The 21,349-nt window shown below is 59.8% G+C and carries 21 protein-coding genes; 10 read left to right on the top strand and 11 right to left on the bottom strand.

All coding sequences use genetic code 11. The features are described 5' to 3' along the window. The first annotated feature begins 91 nt into the window (after window positions 1-91). The 7 genes from sdhC to ACP15V_RS02735 are packed head-to-tail and all read left to right on the top strand — an operon-like array spanning window position 92 to window position 5,823. Window positions 92-475, top strand: coding sequence for a succinate dehydrogenase, cytochrome b556 subunit (gene sdhC, locus ACP15V_RS02705; RefSeq protein WP_424942138.1), 384 nt, complete (start codon window positions 92-94; stop codon window positions 473-475). A gap of 10 nt (window positions 476-485) precedes the next feature. Beyond that, the gene (gene sdhD / locus ACP15V_RS02710; protein ID WP_424942139.1) at window positions 486-857 is read left to right on the top strand and encodes a succinate dehydrogenase, hydrophobic membrane anchor protein; all 372 of its coding nucleotides are present in this window, start codon (window positions 486-488) and stop codon (window positions 855-857) included. 15 nt (window positions 858-872) lie between these two features. Continuing rightward, complete coding sequence (gene sdhA, locus ACP15V_RS02715; protein ID WP_424942140.1) at window positions 873-2,684, top strand: succinate dehydrogenase flavoprotein subunit; 1,812 nt, start codon at window positions 873-875, stop codon at window positions 2,682-2,684. A 2-nt stretch (window positions 2,685-2,686) separates the two neighbouring features. Beyond that, window positions 2,687-3,880, top strand: coding sequence for a glycosyltransferase 61 family protein (locus ACP15V_RS02720; protein WP_424942141.1), 1,194 nt, complete (start codon window positions 2,687-2,689; stop codon window positions 3,878-3,880). A gap of 13 nt (window positions 3,881-3,893) precedes the next feature. Then, on the top strand, window positions 3,894-4,673 hold the full coding sequence (locus tag ACP15V_RS02725; protein ID WP_055188506.1) for a succinate dehydrogenase iron-sulfur subunit: 780 nt from the start codon (window positions 3,894-3,896) through the stop codon (window positions 4,671-4,673). 14 nt (window positions 4,674-4,687) lie between these two features. Next, window positions 4,688-5,398, top strand: a complete 711-nt coding sequence (locus ACP15V_RS02730; protein ID WP_424942142.1) for a ZIP family metal transporter — start codon at window positions 4,688-4,690, stop codon at window positions 5,396-5,398. Window positions 5,399-5,454: 56 nt separating this feature from the next. Continuing rightward, a complete protein-coding gene (locus tag ACP15V_RS02735; RefSeq protein ID WP_424942143.1) occupies window positions 5,455-5,823 on the top strand; it encodes a hypothetical protein in 369 nt (122 codons plus the stop codon). 123 nt (window positions 5,824-5,946) lie between these two features. On the opposite strand, the gene ACP15V_RS02740 is transcribed toward ACP15V_RS02735, so the two are convergent. After that, window positions 5,947-8,472, bottom strand: coding sequence for an ABC transporter permease (locus ACP15V_RS02740; protein WP_424942144.1), 2,526 nt, complete (start codon window positions 8,470-8,472; stop codon window positions 5,947-5,949). After that, window positions 8,469-9,137 (bottom strand): ABC transporter ATP-binding protein, encoded by a 669-nt coding sequence (locus tag ACP15V_RS02745; protein ID WP_424942145.1) that lies wholly within the window; start codon window positions 9,135-9,137, stop codon window positions 8,469-8,471. The genes ACP15V_RS02740 and ACP15V_RS02745 overlap by 4 nt, the downstream gene beginning before the upstream one ends. 24 nt (window positions 9,138-9,161) lie before the next feature. Between ACP15V_RS02745 and ACP15V_RS02750 the strand changes: the two genes are divergently transcribed. Next, window positions 9,162-9,869 carry an arylesterase gene (locus tag ACP15V_RS02750; protein WP_424942146.1) on the top strand — a complete coding sequence of 236 codons (708 nt, stop codon included), beginning with the start codon at window positions 9,162-9,164 and terminating at the stop codon, window positions 9,867-9,869. A 221-nt stretch (window positions 9,870-10,090) separates the two neighbouring features. Then, window positions 10,091-10,708 carry a DNA-binding response regulator gene (locus ACP15V_RS02755; protein WP_424942147.1) on the top strand — a complete coding sequence of 206 codons (618 nt, stop codon included), beginning with the start codon at window positions 10,091-10,093 and terminating at the stop codon, window positions 10,706-10,708. Window positions 10,709-10,742: 34 nt separating this feature from the next. On the opposite strand, the gene ccoS is transcribed toward ACP15V_RS02755, so the two are convergent. The 8 genes from ccoS to ccoN all read right to left on the bottom strand — a co-directional run bounded on the left by ccoS (window position 10,743) and on the right by ccoN (window position 19,149). Further along, window positions 10,743-10,904 carry a cbb3-type cytochrome oxidase assembly protein CcoS gene (ccoS, locus tag ACP15V_RS02760; RefSeq protein WP_424942148.1) on the bottom strand — a complete coding sequence of 54 codons (162 nt, stop codon included), beginning with the start codon at window positions 10,902-10,904 and terminating at the stop codon, window positions 10,743-10,745. Window positions 10,905-10,907: 3 nt separating this feature from the next. Then, window positions 10,908-13,103 carry a heavy metal translocating P-type ATPase gene (locus ACP15V_RS02765; RefSeq protein ID WP_424942149.1) on the bottom strand — a complete coding sequence of 732 codons (2,196 nt, stop codon included), beginning with the start codon at window positions 13,101-13,103 and terminating at the stop codon, window positions 10,908-10,910. Window positions 13,104-13,127: 24 nt separating this feature from the next. Further along, the gene (locus ACP15V_RS02770) at window positions 13,128-13,613 is read right to left on the bottom strand and encodes a FixH family protein (RefSeq protein WP_424942150.1); all 486 of its coding nucleotides are present in this window, start codon (window positions 13,611-13,613) and stop codon (window positions 13,128-13,130) included. Window positions 13,614-13,709: 96 nt separating this feature from the next. Then, complete coding sequence (gene ccoG, locus ACP15V_RS02775; RefSeq protein ID WP_424942151.1) at window positions 13,710-15,122, bottom strand: cytochrome c oxidase accessory protein CcoG; 1,413 nt, start codon at window positions 15,120-15,122, stop codon at window positions 13,710-13,712. Window positions 15,123-15,685: 563 nt separating this feature from the next. After that, window positions 15,686-16,576, bottom strand: coding sequence for a cytochrome-c oxidase, cbb3-type subunit III (gene ccoP, locus ACP15V_RS02780; protein ID WP_424942152.1), 891 nt, complete (start codon window positions 16,574-16,576; stop codon window positions 15,686-15,688). A 33-nt stretch (window positions 16,577-16,609) separates the two neighbouring features. After that, a complete protein-coding gene (locus tag ACP15V_RS02785) occupies window positions 16,610-16,789 on the bottom strand; it encodes a cbb3-type cytochrome c oxidase subunit 3 (protein WP_424942153.1) in 180 nt (59 codons plus the stop codon). Window positions 16,790-16,798: 9 nt separating this feature from the next. After that, window positions 16,799-17,533 (bottom strand): cytochrome-c oxidase, cbb3-type subunit II, encoded by a 735-nt coding sequence (gene ccoO / locus ACP15V_RS02790; RefSeq protein WP_424942154.1) that lies wholly within the window; start codon window positions 17,531-17,533, stop codon window positions 16,799-16,801. A 14-nt stretch (window positions 17,534-17,547) separates the two neighbouring features. Then, window positions 17,548-19,149: a cytochrome-c oxidase, cbb3-type subunit I gene (gene ccoN / locus ACP15V_RS02795; protein ID WP_424942714.1), complete on the bottom strand. Its 1,602-nt coding sequence runs from the start codon at window positions 19,147-19,149 to the stop codon at window positions 17,548-17,550. Between the two features lie 221 nt (window positions 19,150-19,370). On the opposite strand from ccoN, the gene ACP15V_RS02800 reads away from it, so the two are divergent. Continuing rightward, window positions 19,371-20,210, top strand: coding sequence for a universal stress protein (locus ACP15V_RS02800; RefSeq protein ID WP_424942155.1), 840 nt, complete (start codon window positions 19,371-19,373; stop codon window positions 20,208-20,210). Between the two features lie 336 nt (window positions 20,211-20,546). On the opposite strand, the gene fnrL is transcribed toward ACP15V_RS02800, so the two are convergent. Further along, entirely contained in the window at window positions 20,547-21,296 is a 750-nt protein-coding gene (fnrL, locus tag ACP15V_RS02805; protein WP_424942156.1) for a transcriptional regulator FnrL, read from the bottom strand. Between the last annotated feature and the right edge of the window lie 53 nt (window positions 21,297-21,349).

Raw genomic sequence — 21,349 nt, forward strand, 5'->3', positions numbered from 1 at the left:
TGTCGCTAAAGCGTTTTGGCAATCCCTGTTGGCATCCATTTTTGCAGGGCATGTTCGGAACCTAAGTCGAAACAGACAAGAGGAGGCCGCCATGGCCGATGTGAACAGAGGCAACCGCCCTCTTTCCCCACACTTGCAGATTTACCGTCCGCAGCTGACCTCCATCTCCTCCATTTTTGCCCGCATCACCGGCGTGGCTCTTCTGGGCGGGGCGGTGCTCGTGGCCTGGTGGTTCTTTGCCGCCGCAATGGGGGCCGGGTACTATGACTTCGTCAACGGATTGATGACCTCGTTCATCGGCGATCTGGTCATGTTCCTGGCGCTTTGGGCGCTGTGCTATCACGCGCTTTCGGGCCTGCGCCACCTGATCTGGGACATCGGCATCGGGCTTGAGGTCGAGACCGCCGAAAAGATGGGCATTGCCGTGATCATCGGGTCGGTTGTTCTGGCGATCCTTGTCGCCGTGATTGTGTAAGGAGCCTGACATGCAGTTTCTGACAGACCGCAAACGTGCCATTGGCAAAGGATCTTCCGGCTCCGGCACCGATCATTTCTGGGGGCAGGCGATTTCCGCGCTTGGCCTTTTGCTGTTGATGCCGCTTTTTGCGCTGACCTTCGGCCACGCGCTGGGGATGAGCTATGACGAGGCGATCGCCTATTACCAGCGCCCCTTCCCCGCCATTATCGCCGCGATGACCATCGTCACCGCCATGGTGCACTTCCGCCACGGCATCCAGGTTGTGATCGAGGACTATTCGCGCGGCGTGACCAAGAAGGTGCTGGTCGCCGGCTGCACCGCCATTTCCTACACCATCATCGCCACGGCCCTTTATGGCCTTGGCCGCATTGCATTCTAAGACCGGAGCACCCCAATGGCAGCTTACGAATACGAAACCCACGAATATGACGTGGTCGTGGTCGGTGCCGGTGGCGCCGGTCTGCGCGCAACCCTTGGCATGGCCGAACAGGGTCTGCGCACGGCCTGTGTGACCAAGGTGTTCCCGACCCGCTCGCACACCGTGGCCGCACAGGGCGGCATCGCCGCGTCCCTGTCCAACATGGGCCCGGACAACTGGCAGTGGCACATGTATGACACGGTGAAAGGCTCTGACTGGCTGGGCGACACCGACGCAATGGAATACCTGGCCCGCGAAGCGCCCAAGGCGGTTTACGAGCTGGAACATTACGGTGTGCCGTTCTCGCGCACCGAAGAAGGCAAGATCTATCAGCGCCCCTTTGGCGGCCACACCACCGAGTTTGGTGAAGGCCCCCCCGTACAGCGCACCTGTGCCGCCGCTGACCGCACCGGTCACGCGATCCTGCACACGCTTTACGGCCAATCGGTCAAGAACAACGCCGAGTTTTACATCGAGTATTTCGCCATTGACCTTCTGATGTCTGACGATGGTCAGTGTCAGGGTGTGGTGTGCTGGAAGCTCGACGATGGCACCTTCCACGTCTTTAAGGCGAAGATGGTTGTGCTGGCGACCGGCGGGTATGGCCGCGCCTATTTCTCGGCCACCTCGGCCCATACCTGCACCGGCGACGGTGGCGGGATGGTGATGCGCGCGGGCCTGCCGATGCAAGACCTTGAGTTCGTGCAGTTCCACCCGACCGGCATCTACGGCTCTGGCTGTCTGATCACCGAAGGGGCCCGCGGCGAAGGCGGCTACCTTGTGAACAGCGAAGGCGAACGGTTCATGGAGCGGTATGCGCCCCAGTATAAAGACCTCGCCCCGCGCGATTACGTATCGCGGTCCATGACCATGGAAATCCGCGAAGGGCGCGGCGTGGGTAAAGATGGCGATCACATCTTCCTGCACCTTGACCACCTGCCCGCCGACGCGCTGGCCGAACGCCTGCCGGGCATTTCGGAAAGCGCCAAGATTTTTGCAGGCGTGGACGTGAACAAGGAACCGATCCCGGTTCTGCCCACCGTGCACTACAATATGGGTGGCATTCCCACCAACTATTGGGGCGAAGTGCTGAACCCGACCGCAGACAACCCGACCGCTGTTGTGCCGGGTCTGATGGCAGCGGGCGAAGCGGGCTGTGCCTCGGTGCATGGTGCAAACCGCCTGGGGTCGAACTCGCTGATTGACCTCGTGGTGTTTGGCCGCGCGGCAGCGATCCGGGCTGGCAAAGTCGTCGACAAGGATGCCGCGCATCCCGAGCTGAACACCGGTGCCGTTGACAAGATCTTTGAACGGTTTGACGGTCTGCGCTATGCGCAGGGCGCGATCCCGACCGCCGACCTGCGTCTGGAAATGCAGAAGACCATGCAGCGTGACGCTGCTGTCTTCCGCACCGCCAAGACGATGAAGGAAGGCGTGGTCGCCATGACCGAGATCGCCGGCAAGATGGGTGACCTGAAGGTTACCGATACCTCGCTGGTCTGGAACTCGGACCTGATGGAAACGCTGGAACTGACCAACCTGATGCCCTCGGCCATCTCGACCATCGTGTCGGCAGAGGCCCGTCAGGAAAGCCGCGGCGCCCACGCGCATGAGGATTTCCCGACCCGCGACGATGAAAACTGGCGTGTTCACACCGTCTCGCGCATCGATGAAACCGGCACCAAGGTGGACCTGTCCTACCGCCCGGTGATCACCGACCCGCTGACCAACGAAGACGAAGGCGGCATCGCGTTGAAGAAGATCGCACCGAAGGCGCGGACGTTCTAAACATGTCGCAGCGTTTGGCCACAGATCAGCTTGAGACGTTGAAGGCACAAAATGTGCTTTCGACATTTCAGGACGTGACGATCGTGCCCACACAACGGTTCCATCAACGGATCCATTGTGGTGGGCCGATCTGGCCGGACTTCGAGAACCGCCACTTTGAACGTCAGTGCCGCAAAGGCGCGCCCGTGGACACCTGCCCAACGGCCCCCGACACGGTTCAGTTGCGCCGTGAAGAAGGGGTATGGGGTGGGTTTCTGGACCGTCAGTTTGGTCACCTTGTTGCCGAGCACCTTTCGCGCTTGCCGATTGCAAAATCGGCCTGGCCCGAGAAACGCTTTTTCTTCACCATCGAACCGGGCCTCGCTGTCTCCGATATTCCCAATTATGTTTGGGATCTTTTGGCGTGGTTTGGCGTGGAGCAGGATGCGGTTGATATCGTGACCCAGCCGATCCGTGTCGAGACCCTTCACGCCTGTGCCCAGGGGGAAACCCTGCCTGCGGAAACACCTGTTGATGGGTATCTCGACCTGCTGGAAACGATCACGTCACAGCAGGGGCTGAAGCCTGATCCCCATCAGATCACCTATGTCTCTCGCGAGGGGCAGTTGGCGAAAGGCGGTGGCGGACATCTTGGCGAAGACTATCTGATCAAGTGCCTTGTTGATCTGGGCGTGCATGTTCTGGATCCCGCGCGCGTGACCCCGAAACAGCAGATGCAGACCTATGCCGGGTCAAAGACGCTGATCTTCGCCGAAGGCTCAGCGCTGCATGGCCGCCAGCTTCTTGGGCGTTTGGATCAGGACATTCACGTGCTGCGTCGCCGGAAAAACAGGTGGATGGCCCAGCGTGTCCTGGCCCCAAGGGTTGCGAAGCTGGAATATCACGATACCGCAGATAGCGAACTGGCATTCTATCGCAAAGACGGCCACAAGAAAGTGGACTGCACCGCCGCACTCTACAATGTCCCGGTGCTTCTGGATCTGTTCGAAGATCTGGGTGTGCCCCTGCGCAGCGTCTGGGACCAGGCCGCTTATGAAAACACCGTTGCCGCCGAAGCACTGAACTGGCTGCAACAACACAACCTGCAGCCCGAACATATGCTGGAAAATCTGGATCGCTTATCTGGCGCGGGCATCACGATCATGGAAAAAACTTCCACACCTAGCTCGCCCTTCGCGGCGACAGGCACCCACTAGGGAAGGACCGATAATGGTACAATTCAAACTCCCCAAAAACTCGACCGTTCGCGTCGGCAAGACCTGGCCCAAGCCCGAAGGCGCCACCAATGTCCGCAAGTTCCAGATCTATCGCTGGAACCCGGATGATGGCGAAAACCCGCGGGTGGACAGCTATTTCGTCAATATGGACGAATGCGGCCCGATGGTTCTGGACGCGCTGATCAAGATCAAGAACGAGATTGATCCGACGCTCACCTTCCGCCGCTCTTGTCGCGAAGGGATCTGTGGGTCCTGTGCGATGAACATCGACGGGATCAACACGCTGGCCTGTATTTATGGCATGGACGAGATCAAGGGCGACGTGAAGATCTATCCGCTGCCGCATATGCCGGTGGTGAAAGACCTGATCCCGGATCTGACCCACTTCTACGCGCAGCACGCGTCGATCATGCCGTGGCTGGAAACCAAGACCAACCGCCCCGCGAAAGAGTGGAAGCAGTCGATTGAAGACCGCAAGAAGCTTGATGGTCTTTATGAATGCGTGATGTGCGCCAGCTGCTCGACCTCTTGCCCGAGCTACTGGTGGAACGGCGATCGCTACCTCGGCCCGGCCGCGCTGCTTCATGCCTATCGCTGGCTGATCGACAGTCGCGACGAGGCCACGGGCGAGCGTCTGGACAATCTGGAAGATCCGTTCAAGCTGTATCGCTGCCACACCATCATGAACTGCGCCAAAACCTGCCCGAAAGGCCTGAACCCGGCCAAGGCAATTGCGTCGATCAAGAAGATGATGGTGGAACGCCACCTGTAATCGGGCCTACCGAAATGGGTGACCTGACCTCTGCAATCCTGTTGGCCGCCCTTGCCGGGGCGGCCATTCCTTTGGGCGCCTGGCTGGCCCGCTTTGACCGACTGTTGCCCGGCCCGATCCGCCATCAGGCCAATCACTGGATCATGGCCTTCGGCGCGGGCGCTTTGCTGTCCGCCGTGGCGCTTGTCTTGATCCCGGAAGGGACCGAGCGCCTTCACGGGCTTGTCGCGTTGCTGCCCTTCCTGATGGGCGCCGTGATCGCTTTGTCGGTCGATGTGATCCTGTCGCGAAACGGTGGCTCGAAAGCGCAGCTTCTGGCAATGCTGATGGACTTCATTCCCGAAACCATCGCCTTGGGCGCGATCCTGACGGCAGATCCGAAAATGGCCCTGCTGCTGGCAGCAATGATCGGCGCGCAGAACCTGCCCGAAGGGTTCAATGCCGATCGCGAACTGGCGGATGGATCTGTCTCGCGCGCAAAACGGCTTGCCCTCTTCATCGCACTGATCCCGCTTGGCCCCATCGCCGCCCTTGCCGGGCTCAGCTTTTTCGCCGACAGCCCGACCATCCTCGGCGGGCTGATGCTCTTTTCCGCAGGCGGCATCCTCTACCTGATCTTTCAGGACATCGCCCCGCAGGTTCCGATCAAACACATCTGGTCCCCGCCCCTTGGCGCTATTCTTGGCTTTGTGTTGGGGCTGGCCGGGCATATCCTGACCGGATGACAGGATATTCGCGCACACCCCTCGCAAAGAAACTTGGCCTCAAGGACGGGCAACGCGTGGCATGGATCAATCGCCCCACTGCCCATGATCCCCTGACCACCAGCCGTGCGTTCAAGCTCGTGGACGACACCACGCCGGATCACCTCTCCGGTCCCTATGACGTGATCCATATGTTCACAGATGACCGCGCCACGTTTGAAACCGCCCTGCCCCTGCTCCTCGCAAACCTCGATCGCGACGGTATGATCTGGATCTCCTGGCCCAAGAAAGCATCCAAAGTCCCTACCGACATGAGCGAAGATGTGATCCGCAACGCGGCCCTGAAAACCACCTTGGTGGACGTGAAGGTCTGCGCGGTGGATGAGGTCTGGTCCGGCCTCAAACTCGTCATCCGCAAAGACCTCCGCGCCTCACACACAATGTGATGCCCCCATCTTTGGTCCCCAAATATCCCCGCCGGAGGCACAGGCTCATCCGCAGGATGAGCCCCCCCCCAAGCCGGTTGACCGTTAGGGAAAAACGGCACGGGAGAGTTCCCCCAAATCAGTTTAGTCCCGCGCCCGCAAAACCCGCGCAGGCCGCACTGACAAAGGCCGCCACGCATAGAAAAGCCCGGCCAGAATGGTGGCCACCACCCCGCCGGTGACAATGGCAATCGCCGACCAGGGCTCAAACACAAAATCCGCTTCCATGATGTAATGGGTCACCGCCCAGCCCGCGATGCCCCCGGCCAGCACGGCCACCACGCCCGCCGCCGCGCCAAGAACCGCTGAACGCAGGGCAAAGCTGGTCAGGATCTCGGCCCGCGTGGCCCCCAGCGTTTTCAGAACGGCCGCCTCATAGGTCCGCGCGCGTTCGCCCGCAGCAGCCGCCCCCATCAAGACAACAAATCCAGTGACCAACGTCGCCATCGCCCCATAGGTTACTGCCGCAGCAACTTGCCCCATCAACCCGGTCACGCGGGTGATCGCGTCCCGGACAGAGATCAGCGTGATATTTGGATATGCCTTTCCTATGTCGCGCAAAATCGCCGCCTCCGCCGCCTGATCGGCATAGATGGTGGCAAGCCAGGTATGCGGGGCACCGGCCACGGCGGACGGGTTCAGGGTCATCACAAACCCCATGCCCGCCTGACTAAAATCCACCTCGCGCAGGCTGGTGATCTCGCCGGTGATATCCCGTCCCAAAATATTCACGGTAACGCTGTCCCCCAGCCCAAGCCCCATCTCATCGGCTTCTTCGGCGGCAAAGGATATCTGCGGCGCGCCTTGGTAATCCTCTGGCCACCATTCCCCGGCCACCACATGGGTGCGGGTCGGTTGCGCAGAATAGGTCAGGCCCCGGTCGCCTTGCACCACCCAATGATTGCCTGCAACCTCTTTGGCGGCTCGATCATTGATCCGGGTGATCACTCCGCGCAGCATCGGAGCGGTGTCCAGCCGCGATACACCGGGGTCGCCCTTCAGCCGCGCCCGCACCCCATCGATCTGATCGGGCTGGATATCCACCACAAAAAAGCTGGGTGCCACGGCGGGCAGTTCACGAGAGATCGCGCCGCGCAGGTTGTTGTCGATCTGACCAACCGCCGCGAGGACAGCCAGGCCAAGCCCCAAAGACAGCACAACCGCCCCGGCTTCTCCGCCCGGGCCGCCCACAGCCGTCAACGCCATGCGCGACACGGGTTTGCCCCGGAACCACACACGATGCCCCAACCAGCGGGCCAGATGCCGGATCGCAAATCCGGTCAGGACAAGTGCTGCAAACGCCCCGGCCAGTCCGACAAAGGTCCAAAGCGCCAAATTCACCATGCCCGACAACACTGTTGCCGTGATCACCAACAACGCAAGCACCGCAAGGGTCAACACAATGAAGATCGGGCGGGGCAGTCGCCCCTGCCCTAATGCAGCATCGCGGAACAGGGCTGCGGGGCCAACCTCTTCTGTCTGTGCCAGCGGCCACAAGGTGAACAGCAGGGCCGCAAGGCCGCCGTAAAGCGCGGCTTCGGCCAGAGGTCCGGGATAGACCGAAATCGCGGCGTCAACCGGCAACGCCCCGGCGATCACCGGGGCCAGCAAGATCGGGATCGCGGCCCCCAGCGCCAGGCCAAGCAGCAGCCCCAACAGGGTCAGCACGGCGATTTGCATAAAATAGACAAGAAAGATCACACGCCTTGTGGCCCCAACCGCGCGAAAAATCGCAATCGTTTCGGTCTTGCCATCCAGATAGGCGCGCACAGCCGCAGAAATGCCAACCCCGCCCACGGCCAAACCCGCCAGTCCGACCAATACAAGGAACGAGGACAGTCGTTCGATAAAGCGACTGATGCCCGGCGCCCCTTCGCGGGCATCCTGCCAACGCGCGCCTTTGGCTTCGAGCGCCCCCATCACCCTGCGCTTTTCAAGGCTCAGATCCTGCCCCTCCGGCAATCGAATGCGATACTCGCTGTCGAACAACGTGCCTTGTGACAACAGCCCACTGCCCGTGAGCGCATCACGCGCCACCAGGGTTCGTGGGCCAAGTCCAAAGCCGCCGCTGGCATTGTCCGGTTCCGTGACAAGTTCCGCCATAAGGATCAGGTCAACCCCGCCCAGTTTGAACACATCCCCTGCCCGAAGACCCAATCGATCCATCAGCAGGTCATCCATCACCGCTCCGGGGAGGTCATTTTGACCTGCAAATGCCCGAGAGAGATCCATTGGCGGATCCAGCACCACCTGGCCGTAGAGCGGATAGTGATCGTCAACCGCCTTCACCTGGGTCAGGCCGCGTTCCTCGCCCAAAACAGCCATCGAGCGGAAGTCGGCAATGACGGACACAGCGTCCGCTTGCTCAGAGAGAACAGCCAGCTCATCTTCTTCGGCGAAACGATAGGTGAAGGAGACTGAGGCATCCCCCCCTAACAGCACCGCACCCTGATCTGCCAGCCCTTCCTGCAGGCTTTCGCGGACCGATCCGATGGCGGCAATGGCGGCAACACCCAGCGCCAGACAGGCCAGAAAGATGCGAAACCCCCGCAGCCCACCGCGCAGGTCACGACGAGCAAGGCGCGCAGCCAGCTGCAACGTCGCGATCATGCCAGCACCCCGTCGGTGATATGCGCCACACGGTCACACCGCGCAGCCAGTTCCGGGGCGTGGGTCACCATGATCAGGGTCGATCCATGACGGTCCCGCAGCCCAAACAGCAGGTCCATGATTGCCTCGCCCGTGGCACCATCAAGGTTCCCGGTGGGTTCATCCGCCAGCAGGATTTCGGGCCGAGGGGCCGCGGCGCGAGCAAGCGCCACGCGTTGCTGTTCCCCGCCTGACATCTGACTGGGGTAATGGTGCATCCGGTGGCCAAGTCCGACAGCGACCAATTCCTCTTGCGCGCGCTCAAAGGCATCTTTCGCCCCGGCCAATTCCAGCGGTGTCGCGACATTTTCCAAGGCGGTCATTGTCGGAATAAGGTGGAAAGATTGGAACACCACCCCCATATGATCTCTGCGAAACCGGGCCAGCTGATCTTCGCCCATCGCCCCCAGATCCTGCCCCAGCGCGGTGACGGTGCCCCCGGTGGCCCGTTCCAACCCGCCCATCAACATGAGGAGCGAGCTCTTGCCCGACCCCGAAGGCCCCGTCAGCCCCAAAGTCTCGCCTCGGTCGACGGACAGATCAATCCCCTTGAGGATTTCGGTGCGACCGGCATTATGGCCCAACGTCAGATGGGCGTCGGCAAGGGTAAGAACGGTATCGGTCATCAAGCACCTGTCGGGAGAAAAGCAATGAGTTTAAAGGCATATGGGGTGGGTATGGCGCAACGCAAGAGGGCGGGTTTCGCCAAATTCAGACATTTGGTGGCCACAGCCCTGATGGCGATCATGCCGCTTTCAGGGGTCATGGCGGAGCCCATCACAATGCTGGCGCTGGGGGATAGCCTGACTGCCGGCTACGGGTTGGACCAAGGACGGGGGTTTGTTCCCCAGCTGGAAGCCTGGCTTCGGAAAAACGGTAAAGATATCAATCTGGTAAACGGGGGGGTCTCTGGCGACACCACGGCCGGCGGATATGCCCGGCTTGGCTGGTCCCTGTCAGATGAGGTGGATATGGTCATGGTCAATCTGGGCGGCAACGATATGCTGCGCGGACTTCCGCCTTCGGAAACCCGCCGCAATCTGGCCGCCATCATGGCCGAGCTTGAGGGGCGCGATCTGCCCGTGATCTTGATACGCGTGCCCGGATCTTTGAATTTCGGGCCGGATGACAAAGCGGCCTATGACGCCATTTTCCCCGACCTGGCCCAGCAGCATCAGGCGCTGTTCATTCCGAACTTCTTCGCCGCCCTTGAGGAACAAGCAGAGGCCAAGGCGGCGATGCAGGATCTGATGCAACCCGATGGTTTGCACCCCACGGCCCGGGGCATTTCGTTGATTGTGGAACAGATTGGACCGCAGGTTTTGGACTGGATCAACAAAGCAGAGAATTCCCACTGATTCTCCTACAGATTGAGCCGACGCATTCACCGGCTCAGCAGCGCGTTCTTTGCAAAATAGCACCGTTGCTTACGGCACAACCTCTGTTTGTTTGCAAATTGCGATGCCGAATGAAAAACCCAATGAAAACCTATCCTTATTGATAGGTATGCCAAAGCAGGTCCATGTGACACAATTTTTCAGTAGTATTTAGATCAATTGCGTTAGGCATGGACCCCAAATTGAAAATTCTTGTTGCGGCTGAAAAATCTGAGCTTTCCAAACGCATAGCCGCCGCAGTCTCTGACCGGTCGGATGCCATTTATGTTCCCGCGAAAAACTTTGCAGAAATCAACGAGCTTACGCGCTCTGCGGAACCGACTGATCAACCCATTTCATTGGCTGTCTTGGATTACGAGCTGCCCGGCTTGGGTGGCTTAAAGGGGGTGGGTCAGATTGCCAGCAACCTGAACCGCGTTCCCCTTGCCCTGGTCCTCAGAGGCGCTTCCCTGGAATTTGCACAGCGCGCCTATCGCGCAGGGGCAAACAGCCTTATCGCCCATGACGTTTCAGCCGAAGATATGTCAATGGCCCTGCGCCTCGCAGAACGTGGGCTCTACGTGACCGTGCTGTCTGAGGTGATGCATAGCGAAACAAACCCGACCTTCTCGCAGCTGTCGGAACGTGAACTGCAGGTTCTGCGAGGACTGTGTGATGGGCTGCAAAACAAGGAAATCGCCCACGCGTTTTCCATTCAGGAAGTCACGGTGAAAATGCATATGCGCGCTGTGGTGCGCAAGCTGGGGGCGAAGAACCGCACCCACGCGGCCATGATTGCGCGCGATCAGAACCTGATCTGAGTGCAGTGTTCACCCGGCCTTCGCGCGTCACAACTCACTCTTCCGGCGGCTCGTCATCCCAGCGATCTGACAGGATGCGTTGGCTGTTGCCATCCGGATCGTCATATTGTTCGCTTTTCAGCGTCCAGAAAAACGCCGCCAACCCCGCCCCCCCCAACAGTAGGGAAATCGGGATCAGATAGACCAGGACATTCATGGATCAGCCTTTCTTCAGGCGCAGCGCATTCAGGCTGACTGTAATCGAAGACAGGGACATCGCCAAGGCGGCCGCCAAGGGGGTGGCCAGTCCGATCAGCGCAATCGGGATGGCCACGGCGTTATAGGCGGCGGCAATGCCGAAGTTTTCCTTGATCCGGCGGGTGGCGGATTTCGCCAGCACGGTTGAACGCCCCAGGGGCTCCATCGACTTGCCCAGCAACACGATGTCGGACACAACCCGCGCCGCTTCCAACGCAGAGGCCGGCGAGATCGACACATGCGCCGCGGCCAGCGCCGCTGTGTCGTTCAACCCATCGCCCACCATCAGCACCTTCTTGCCCGCCTTGCCCAGACGCGCCACGTATTCGGCCTTGTCTTCCGGCAGCTTGTCGGCCTGCCAATCGGTGATCCCAACCCGACCCGCCAGTTCACCAACCGCGGCGGGCACATCGCCCGAGACCAGTGTGATCCCCATGCCTTGCGCGGTGAGCGCGGCGATTGCCTCTTCCACACCCTCGCGCAGATTGTCGGTGAAGGTGAAGGCCACCGGGCGGGCGCCCGACACGGCCAGATAGGTGGCGGTTTGCCCCACGGCATTCGCGCCCAGCCATTCGGCACGGCCAAGGCGCACGGTTTTGTTGCCCCATTTGCCTTCGATGCCCTTGCCCGGCACTTCACTGACCTGGGTCACCTCGGCGGGGGTGATCCCCTTGGCGCGTGCGGCCTGGGTCAGGGAGGCGGCGAGCGGGTGGCTCGACCCCTCCGCCAGCGCCAGCGCGATTTGCAAATCCTGATCGCGATGTTTGTCGATCCCGTCCATCACCGGTTTGCCTTGTGTGAGCGTTCCGGTCTTGTCAAAGACCACGTGATCGACCTCGGCCAGACGTTCCATCGCGGTGGCGGATTTGAGCAGCATCCCCTGTTTAAAGAGCGTGCCAGATGCGGCTGTGGTCACCGCAGGCACCGCCAGCCCCAGTGCGCAGGGGCAGGTGATGATCAGGGTCGCCACGGCAATATTCATCGCCATGCGCCAATCCCCGCCCGTATACCAGACCCAGAAAAGGAACGCCGCCAGTGCCAGCAAATGCACCACGGGGGCGTAAACCGCGGCGGCCTTGTCGGCGAGCGAGGTGTAGCGATTGCGGGCGGTTTCCGCGATGGCGACAAGGTCGGCCATCCGGTGCAGCGAACTGTCTTTGCCCGCAGCGGTCACGCGAACGGTCAGCGGCCCGGTCAGGTTCACTTCACCTGTCGATACAATCGTATCAGGACCAGCCGCCACCGGCAGGCTCTCCCCGGTCAAGAGCGCGCGGTCCATCTCGCTTTCACCAGTCAGGACAATCCCGTCCACCGGCACCCGCGCACCGGGCACCACGCGCACCACGTCGCCGGGCGCGAGCTCCGACACCGCCACCTGCTCGTCGCCAGTATCCGTCACACGGGCCGCGCGCGGCACTTCGAGGGCCGCAAGTTCCTCGGCCGCAGAGCGCGCCACAGACCGGGTGCGATAATCAAGATACCGACCGGCGAGCAGGAAGAAGGTCAGCGACAGCGCCGCGTCAAAATAGGCATGGGCCCCCGACAGCATGGTTTCGTAGATCGACATCGCGACCGCCAGAATGATCGCCAGCGAAATCGGCACATCCATGTTCAGGCGGCCCACCCGAAGCGCCGACCAGGCAGAGCGGAAAAAGACCTGGCTGGAAAAAGCCACGGTCGGGATGGCAATCGCCGCCGAAATCCAATGGAACAGGTCCCGGGTCGCGTCAGAGGCCCCGGACCAGACCGCGACACTCAGCAGCATCACGTTCATCATCGCAAACCCCGCCACACCGAGGCGCATCAACAGGTCCTTGCCCTGTTTGTCGGTGGCGGTGGAGCGCAACTGGCTTGGATCCAGCTCATAGGCTTCGAACCCGATGCCGGTCAGATAGGCGGCTAGATCTTCGGCCTCAATCTCGGGATCGGCGTCAATGGTGGCGCGTTTCAGGGTCAGGTTCACCCGTGCTTGGCGCACGCCCGGTTGCTTGGCCAGCCCGGCCTCGACCCCTGCAATACAAGCGGCACAATAGATCTGCGGCAGGGACAGCAGGATGCGTTTCGCTTCCATCCCGTTGCCAGCATAGCCTTTGCCCGCTTGGGCAGAGGCAAGCGGGGCAGCGTCACAGGCGGGGCAGGCAGAAATCGGCGTGGACATAGGTAGGCCTTAACTCATTCTGGCTCAGTTCTTGGCGATATAGATCGGGATACGCTGTTGAAACGCGGTCCCGTCTTGCGCTTGAATATTCACGCGCAGGTTCCAGTTGCCATAATCCAGCTCGCCCACCGATGCGGTATAGGCCCCGGTCGAGGATTGGCTGAAGGTCGGTTCCTGATCATCTTTCACATGGGTGGCCCGGCCGAAAATCGCATAGATCGACTTCACCTCAACCGGGTTGCCCTCGGCATCCCGAATATTGAGCACAATAGTCTCGCCCTCTACGTCTGCATCCACATCCCAACCCAGTTCCAGCTGTGCGGCCTTGAGCCGGTCAAACTGCTGGCTGGCCACGTAGGAGTTGTCCGTTTCCAGTCCCGGGAAGGTGCCGATCGCCGAATAGGCCATGAATATGTTCACGCCGATGATCACGGCAAACGCTGACACGGTGATCGCAAGCACATGCTTTCCGGTCAGCTCAAATTCTTTCTTTTCCGTCTTGTCACTCATCTGTTCGCGCCTTTTCAGAGTGTGCCAAACGCGCGGGGACACGCGTTTGGCGGAGGTTTATCACAGTCCGGGTCTCGCAGCCCAGAGCCGGGGTGATCAGCGGCCGCGCCCGTTGAACACCGTGTCAAGATAGGCCCGGTCGCCGGTCACACCATCCACCACCCAAAGACGGATTTCGGTGCGATCTTTCTGGGCTTCTTCCGAACCGGGGGGTGCCACCACATAGACCCGTTGCTTGGCTTCGGTGTCCGGTTCGGCGACGACCACCAGTTTGTCTGACCCTTCCAGTTCGATCTTCAGATCAGATCCCAGCGGCAGGGCAAAGTAATACGGCCATTCCTCGCCATGGCGGTTGCGCACGCCCACGTCATAGGTGTTGCGAATGGCCCCGTCAGACAGGGTGACATAGGTGGGGTTGCGCACGGGCCGGATGGTGACGTCAACCGCCGGGCGCACAAACAGCGCCACGGTCAGACCGACCCCCACAAGCGTCCAGAGCGCGGTGTAAAGAATGGTCCGGGGCCGCAGCAGGTGCTTGACCACCGGCACTTTGGCCTGGCCTGCCCGCTCGTTTGCCTCGTCTTTCCAGGCGAGGTAATCGATCAGCCCACGTTCTTTGCCAACCTTGTCCATCATCTCGTCACAGGCATCGATGCAGAGGCCACAAGTGATGCATTCCATCTGCTGGCCGTCGCGAATGTCAATGCCCATCGGGCACACGGCGACACAGGCGTTACAATCGATACAATCGCCCAGATCCTCGCGGTTTTTGCCACGACCACGCGGTTCACCGCGCCAGTCGCGATAGGCGATGGTGATTGTGTCTTCATCCATCATCGCGGCCTGAATGCGCGGCCAGGGGCAGGCGTAGATGCACACCTGTTCACGGGCGATACCGCCAAAGAAGAACGTGGTCGCGGTCAGCACCAGGACCGTAGAATAGGCCACGGGGTGCGCCTGGCCGGTCACCAGATCGATCAGAAGTGTCGGCGCATCAGCGAAGTAGAACACCCACGCCCCGCCAGTGGCCACGGCGATCAGGATCCAGAGGATGTATTTCACCAACCGCTTGCGTGCTTTTTCGGCGTTCATCTTCTGTCGATGCAAGCGCAGGCGCGCGTTGCGGTCGCCTTCCACCCAGCGCTCGACCAGAATGAACAGATCGGTCCAGACCGTTTGCGGGCAGGCATAGCCACACCAGACCCGCCCTGCGGCAGAGGTGAACAGGAAGAGCCCAAGCCCCGCCATGATCAGAAGGCCGGCGATGAAATAAAACTCGTGCGGCCAGATCTCGATCCAGAAGAAGAAGAAGCGGCGGTTGGCCATATCGACCAGGATCGCCTGATCCGGCAGGTTGGGGCCACGGTCCCAACGGATCCATGGGGCAAGATAGTAAATCCCAAGGGTGATCCCCATGATCCACCACTTGAGGCTTCGGAAGGTGCCTTTCACCCGTTTGGGGAAGACTGGCTCGCGAGGTGCGTAAAGCTGCTCCGGTGCGTCTGACATTGACAGGGTCCTGTCTTAATAATCGAATGTGTCTGTGACCAAAGCGTTTTGCCTGTTTCACGCATCTTCACAATGCGGCAAAACGCTCAGAACCTATTGATTTCCTGCATTTTGGGAACGGGCCGAACGGTGACCCGATCCCCACAGGATCTAAGAACTATTCTACATTTTGGCCTTGATGTGGATCAAAATATTCGCGACTTCTTCACATGTGAAATCGCGTAAATTATTGATTTTAAAAGATCTTACATTTTGTCGCGGTGCCATCTCGTCGCAGCCAGTCAAAAGGCCGCACCCCAAGGGCTGCTTGGTTTTGGATCTTACCCTCGTCGTCGACGAGATTTTGGCATCAGGCGCGTTCGCAAAGGGGATGAGTCGTCCCTGGACCCTTGCAATTTTTCTCACACGCCCCATCTGCAAGGTCCCCGAATAAGAAAAGGCCCGGACCCATCTGGCCCGGACCTTTCTATTTGGAGGCACCGATCCCGGAGAAACGCGCGAACAGGATCAGGGATCGGTGCCATACCGGGGAGTGAGGCCCCGGATCTTGACCGGCCGATGGCTTATTCGCCACCGCCCAGTTGGTGTACATAGGCCGCAACAGCGTTGATCTGTGCGTCGGTCAGTTTGCCCGACCATGCCGGCATCACGCCTTTCGGACCAACCGAGACCGAATGGGTGATCTCTTCTTCCGAGCTGCCGTAAAGCCAGATGGCGTCGGCCAGGTTCGGCGCACCTTGCGACCGGTCCCCGGTGCCATCTTCACCGTGACAGGACGAACAATTGTCTTCGAACACCACGGCACCAGCGTCTGCCAGGGTGGCATCTGCGTCGGCTTTGGTGACGGGCGACAGGCTCATCACATAGTTCACGACCTGGCTGATTTCCTCATCCGAGAGGTAGTCATCGCCAAAGGCAGGCATTTCCGAGAAACGGGTATCGTCTTCGAAATCCGAGCTGCGGATACCGTATTGCACGGTGGTCTGGATCTCGTCGATCGCGCCACCCCACAGCCAGTCATTGTCCAGCAGGTTCGGATACCCCGAGCCCTCAGAGATGCCGTTGGCACCCGCGCCGTGACATTGCGAACAGAAGGTCGCAAAGGTGGCTTCTCCCGACTGCTTTGCGTAGTTGAACAGTTCCGACTTTTGATCGGCAACAAGCTCATGCATGTCTACTGCAGCCAGTTGGGTTTCCAGTTCTGCGTTCATATCGGTGAAACGCTGAATTTCATCCGCAACTTCAGCACGGGTTGAATAGCCCAGGTAACCGGCAGTCGCACCCTTTACCAACGGCCAGGCCGGGTAAGCGATGGTGTACCAGATGCCCCAGATGATGGTGGCGTAGAAGATCCAGACCCACCAACGCGGAAGGGGGTTGTTGAATTCTTCAATCCCATCCCACGAGTGGCCAGTCGTTTCGACCTCTTTCTTTTCAACAGGTTTTTTACTCATTTGCCGCAACTCCTTGAGCTGAGCGTCAGGACATCAGTCCTGATCACCGGCAGGTTTGTCTTCGTGGCGGAAGGGGATGTTCGCGATGTCCTTGTGCACCTTGTTCGACCCGGGGCGGAACGCAAAGATTGCGGCCCCGACGAAAAAGGCAAACATCGCGATCAGGAACCAGCTGTCAGCAAAGGCTCGCATCAGGCCATAGGTGTCCATCATCCCTACTCCTTACCGGCTTGCGTCAGGCGTGAAGGTCGAGAAGTCGACCAAGGTACCCAACATCTGCATGTAAGCGATCAGAGCGTCCATTTCAGACACGCCCGGCTTGCCATCGAAGTTGCGCGCTTGCGCCTTCGGATAGCGTGCCATCAGCGCGTCGACGTCCGAATTATCACCGTCCGGGTCTGCCTGGCTCAGCCAGTCAGCTTCGGCATTGGCGATCTGCTCGTCGGTGTAAGGCACACCAACGATCCGGTTCGTCTTCATCACATCCTGGATGTATTTCGGCTCGATCATCTTCTCTGCCAGGAAGGCATATTTCGGCATCACCGATTCCGGCACAACTGACTGCGGATCTTTCAGGTGATCCACATGCCATTCGTCCGAGTAGCGGCCACCAACACGGGCCAGGTCGGGACCTGTCCGTTTCGATCCCCACTGGAACGGGTGGTCGTACTGGCTTTCAGCTGCCAGCGAATAGTGACCATACCGTTCCACCTCGTCGCGCATCGGGCGGATCATCTGCGAGTGGCAGACATAGCAGCCTTCGCGGATATAGATGTTCCGACCTTCAAGCTCGAGCGGGGAGTAGGGGCGCATGCCGTCCACGTCCTCGATGGTGTTTTCGAGGTAGAAGAGCGGTGCGATCTCTACGATACCACCCACGGTGACAACCAGAAGGCTACCGACCAGAAGAAGCGTTGCGTTCTTTTCAAGAACAACGTGTTTGTCGAGAATTCCCATTGGTCCTTCCCTCCTTATTCAGCCGGAGCCGCTTGGGCGTCGGTGCTGGCTTCTGCAGCCGGCGAACGCTTCACGGTCATCCAAAGGTTGTAGCACATGATGAGTGCACCAGAGAGGAACAGAACCCCGCCCAGACCACGCACAACATACATCGGGAACTTGGCGGCCACGGTGTCGGCGAACGAGTTCACAAGGAAGCCCTGTGCGTCAACTTCGCGCCACATCAGGCCTTCGAGGATCCCGGTCACCCACATCGATGCGGCGTAAAGCACGATACCGATGGTGGCGAGCCAGAAGTGCCAGCTCACGAGTTTGTTGCTGTAAAGGCCAGCGCGGCCCCACAGACGGGGAACCAGGAAGTAGAGCATCCCGAAGGTGATCATACCGTTCCAACCAAGCGCACCAGAGTGCACGTGACCAATGGTCCAGTCGGTGTAGTGCGACAGCGAGTTCACGGCGCGGATCGACATCATCGGACCCTCAAAGGTCGACATGCCGTAGAAACCGATCGACACAACCATCATCCGGATCACCGGGTCGGTGCGCAGCTTGTCCCAAGCACCCGACAGGGTCATCAGGCCGTTGATCATGCCGCCCCAGCTGGGCATCCACAGGATGACCGAGAACACCATGCCAAGGGTCGAGGCCCAATCCGGCAGTGCGGTGTAGTGCAGGTGGTGCGGACCAGCCCAGATGTACAGGAAGATCAGCGCCCAGAAGTGGATGATCGACAGTTTGTACGAGAAGACCGGACGTTCAGCCTGTTTCGGCACGAAGTAGTACATCATGCCCAGGAAGCCTGCGGTCAGGAAGAAGCCCACAGCGTTGTGGCCATACCACCACTGGGTCATGGCGTCTTGCACACCCGAGAACAGCTGAACCGATTTAGAGCCGAAGATCGACACTGGAATGGCCAGGTTGTTCACCACGTGCAGCATGGCAATGGTGACAATGAACGACAGGTAGAACCAGTTGGCCACATAGATGTGCGGCTCTTTGCGCTTCATCAGCGTGCCAAGGAACACCAGCAGGTAAGCCACCCAAACGATGGTCAGCCACAGATCGGTGTACCATTCAGGTTCCGCATATTCTTTCCCGTGGGTCGCCCCCAACAGGTAACCGGTCGCGGCCAGCAAGATCACGATCTGGTAGCCCCAGAACACGAACCAGCCCAGGTTGCCGCCCCAAAGGCGCGCGCCCGAGGTGCGTTGCACCACGTAGAACGAGCTGGTGATCAGCGCGGTACCCCCAAAGGCGAAAATCACCGCCGAGGTGTGCAGCGGGCGCAGGCGCCCAAAGTTCAGATACCCTTCGGCCCAGCCGAAGTTCAGTTGCGGAAAGGCCAGCTGAAACGCGATGAACGTCCCAACCAAAAAGCCAACAGCGCCCCAGAAGGCGGTCAGCGCGACGCCCACACGTACGGGCCCATCCATATATCCTGTTTCAACGACCTTCGGTTCACCCACCTTTTTCAGCGAGTAAACAAAAAGGCCTGCCGCGATCAACGTCACCAGAATGGCGTGCACCTGGTAGGCTACGTCGCGGGCATAGCTAGCGGCAATGGCGGCCAAAAGTGCAACAAGGCCATACACTACCAATTTGAGGTAATCCCACATTTTGCGTCCCTTCGTCATTGTCATACAACGCCTCCTCACCCCGAAATTGGATTCGGAGACGCTTTTCGACTGTTCACGGTTTCGCACCTATCGCCTTTTGCCCACCTTGATCCATATCAAAACTGTCGCAGCAGGCCGGATTTAAAGGCCTTTGACCCATGTCAAAGCGTCGCAGGGGGGCACATGTGCAATCTGAATGGGTATCAGCCCCGGAGTGTTTCATGGATTACAAGACCATCACGACCGTCTTAACCGATAAAACCATTTGCAAATCAGCATTTACTGCCGCGATGTCGCTGGCGCAGCGCAATGACGCTCATCTCAATGCAATCTGCCTTGGGCTCGATCATTCACAGCAGGGATTCTACTATGCTGGCGCCTCCGCGATGGTCATTCAGGACAATTTGGCGCAGGCCCGCGAGGCCGCTCTTGAAATCGAAGATGCCGCCCGCAAGGACCTGTCCGGGGTGACCTGCGGCTGGTCGACCTCTGGGGTTACGTCACAAATGGTGGCTTTGAACGGGCTGATCGCCCACCACACCCGGTTTTCGGATCTGGTGGTTCTGCCCCGTCCTTATGGGGACGGGCGCGGCCATGAGATGGAGGCGATTGCCGAGGCAGCCCTGTTTGACGGGGCGGTGCCCATTCTGGTGATGCCTGACGGGGGAGAACTGCCTCCTACCATTGAAAATGTGGTGGTGGCCTGGAATGAAAGCACCGAGGCCTTGCGCGCCATTCGCCATGCGATGCCGATCCTCTCACGCGCCAAAAACGTGTCAATCGCGATCATCGATCCGCCCACGCACGGGCCGGAACGATCGGACCCCGGTGGGCTGCTGAGCCAGATGCTGGCGCGCCATGGGGTGCGCGCGGAGGTCGCGGTGATGGCCAAAACCCTGCCCCGCATTTCAGACATCCTGAATCGTCATGCGCGTGACAAGGATGCGGATCTGGTGGTGATGGGGGCCTATGGGCACTCGCGCTTCCGCGAGTCGATCCTTGGGGGGGCGACGCGGCATATGCTGGAAGTATCGGAGAAACCTGTTTTCCTTGCCCATTGAACTGGCCCGACATCGAACTGGTCCGCCATCCCGGTGGAGAGACCGCGAAATGTCCTCGCGCAAATGCGCGCGGCCGCTTCCGGTGGCTCACGCTGTGAGCCTGATTTTTAGTGGCCCCGCGATGCGGGGCATTTAAGGGGCGCTGCCCCTCGCGCTGCGCGCTCACCCCGAGGTATTTCCGGCAAGAGGAAATGAGCTTTGCAACCACTCAGCTGTCGATCAGTTCTTTTTCTGCCGATGCCTTGAAAGCGTTCCGGGAGAACCTAGAGACACATGTTTATCTCGAAACGTCCACGACATTGATTTTTCTCAGGGCGTTTCGGTCAGCAGATGCAATCAGAGCGGCCCGCCATCCACATCATCGCCGGTTTCGGCCAATAAGGCCTCGATATCCGGGATGATCACATGGCGTTTGCCTTCCAGCGTGATGATCCCCGCCTTTTTCAGCGCAGAGATCTGTCGGCTGACGGTTTCCAGCGTCAACCCCAGATAGTCGGCCATGGCTTCGCGGGTCAACGGCAGGTCCAGGCTCATCCCAGAACTGGCCGGGATCTTTTTCAACGAGGCATCCCGGCGGGCCAGAATGGCCAGCAGGCTGGCGATTTTTTCGCGCGCGGTTTTGCGCCCCAGCACAAGCATCCATTCGCGAGCACTGTCGAGTTCGTCCAGCGTCATTTGCAACAAGCGTGTGCCGATCGACGGGGTCGACGCCATCAACTCTTCAAACGGTTTCTTGCGGAAACAGCAAACGGTCAGATCCGACACGGCGACCACATCAAACGGAGCCTCGTTGCGACCCGGTCGGCCAATGAAATCAGACGGCAGGAGAAGCCCGACCATCTGGGTCCGCCCGTCTTCCATGGTCTGGCTGAGGGTCGCAATACCGCTCACGACCGAGGCCACGAACTCCATTTGGTCACCGGCCCAGAGGACCGGCTGGCCGGCCTCATAGCTGCGATAGTATTTGATATGGTCGAGCTGTTCGAGTTCGTCCGGTTCACACCGCGAGCAAACCGCCCGGTGGCGAATTGGGCAGGTGCCGCAATCGCGAGAGTTGAAGACGGCGTCTTTTATGGCTGTGTTCATGGCTAAAAGTTCACGGATGAAGGTTCCGCTTGATCCTGATCAAGGTTAGGGGC

The organism is Aliiroseovarius crassostreae, from assembly GCF_049803815.1.
GTDB classification, from domain to species: Bacteria; Pseudomonadota; Alphaproteobacteria; order Rhodobacterales; family Rhodobacteraceae; genus Aliiroseovarius; species Aliiroseovarius crassostreae_A.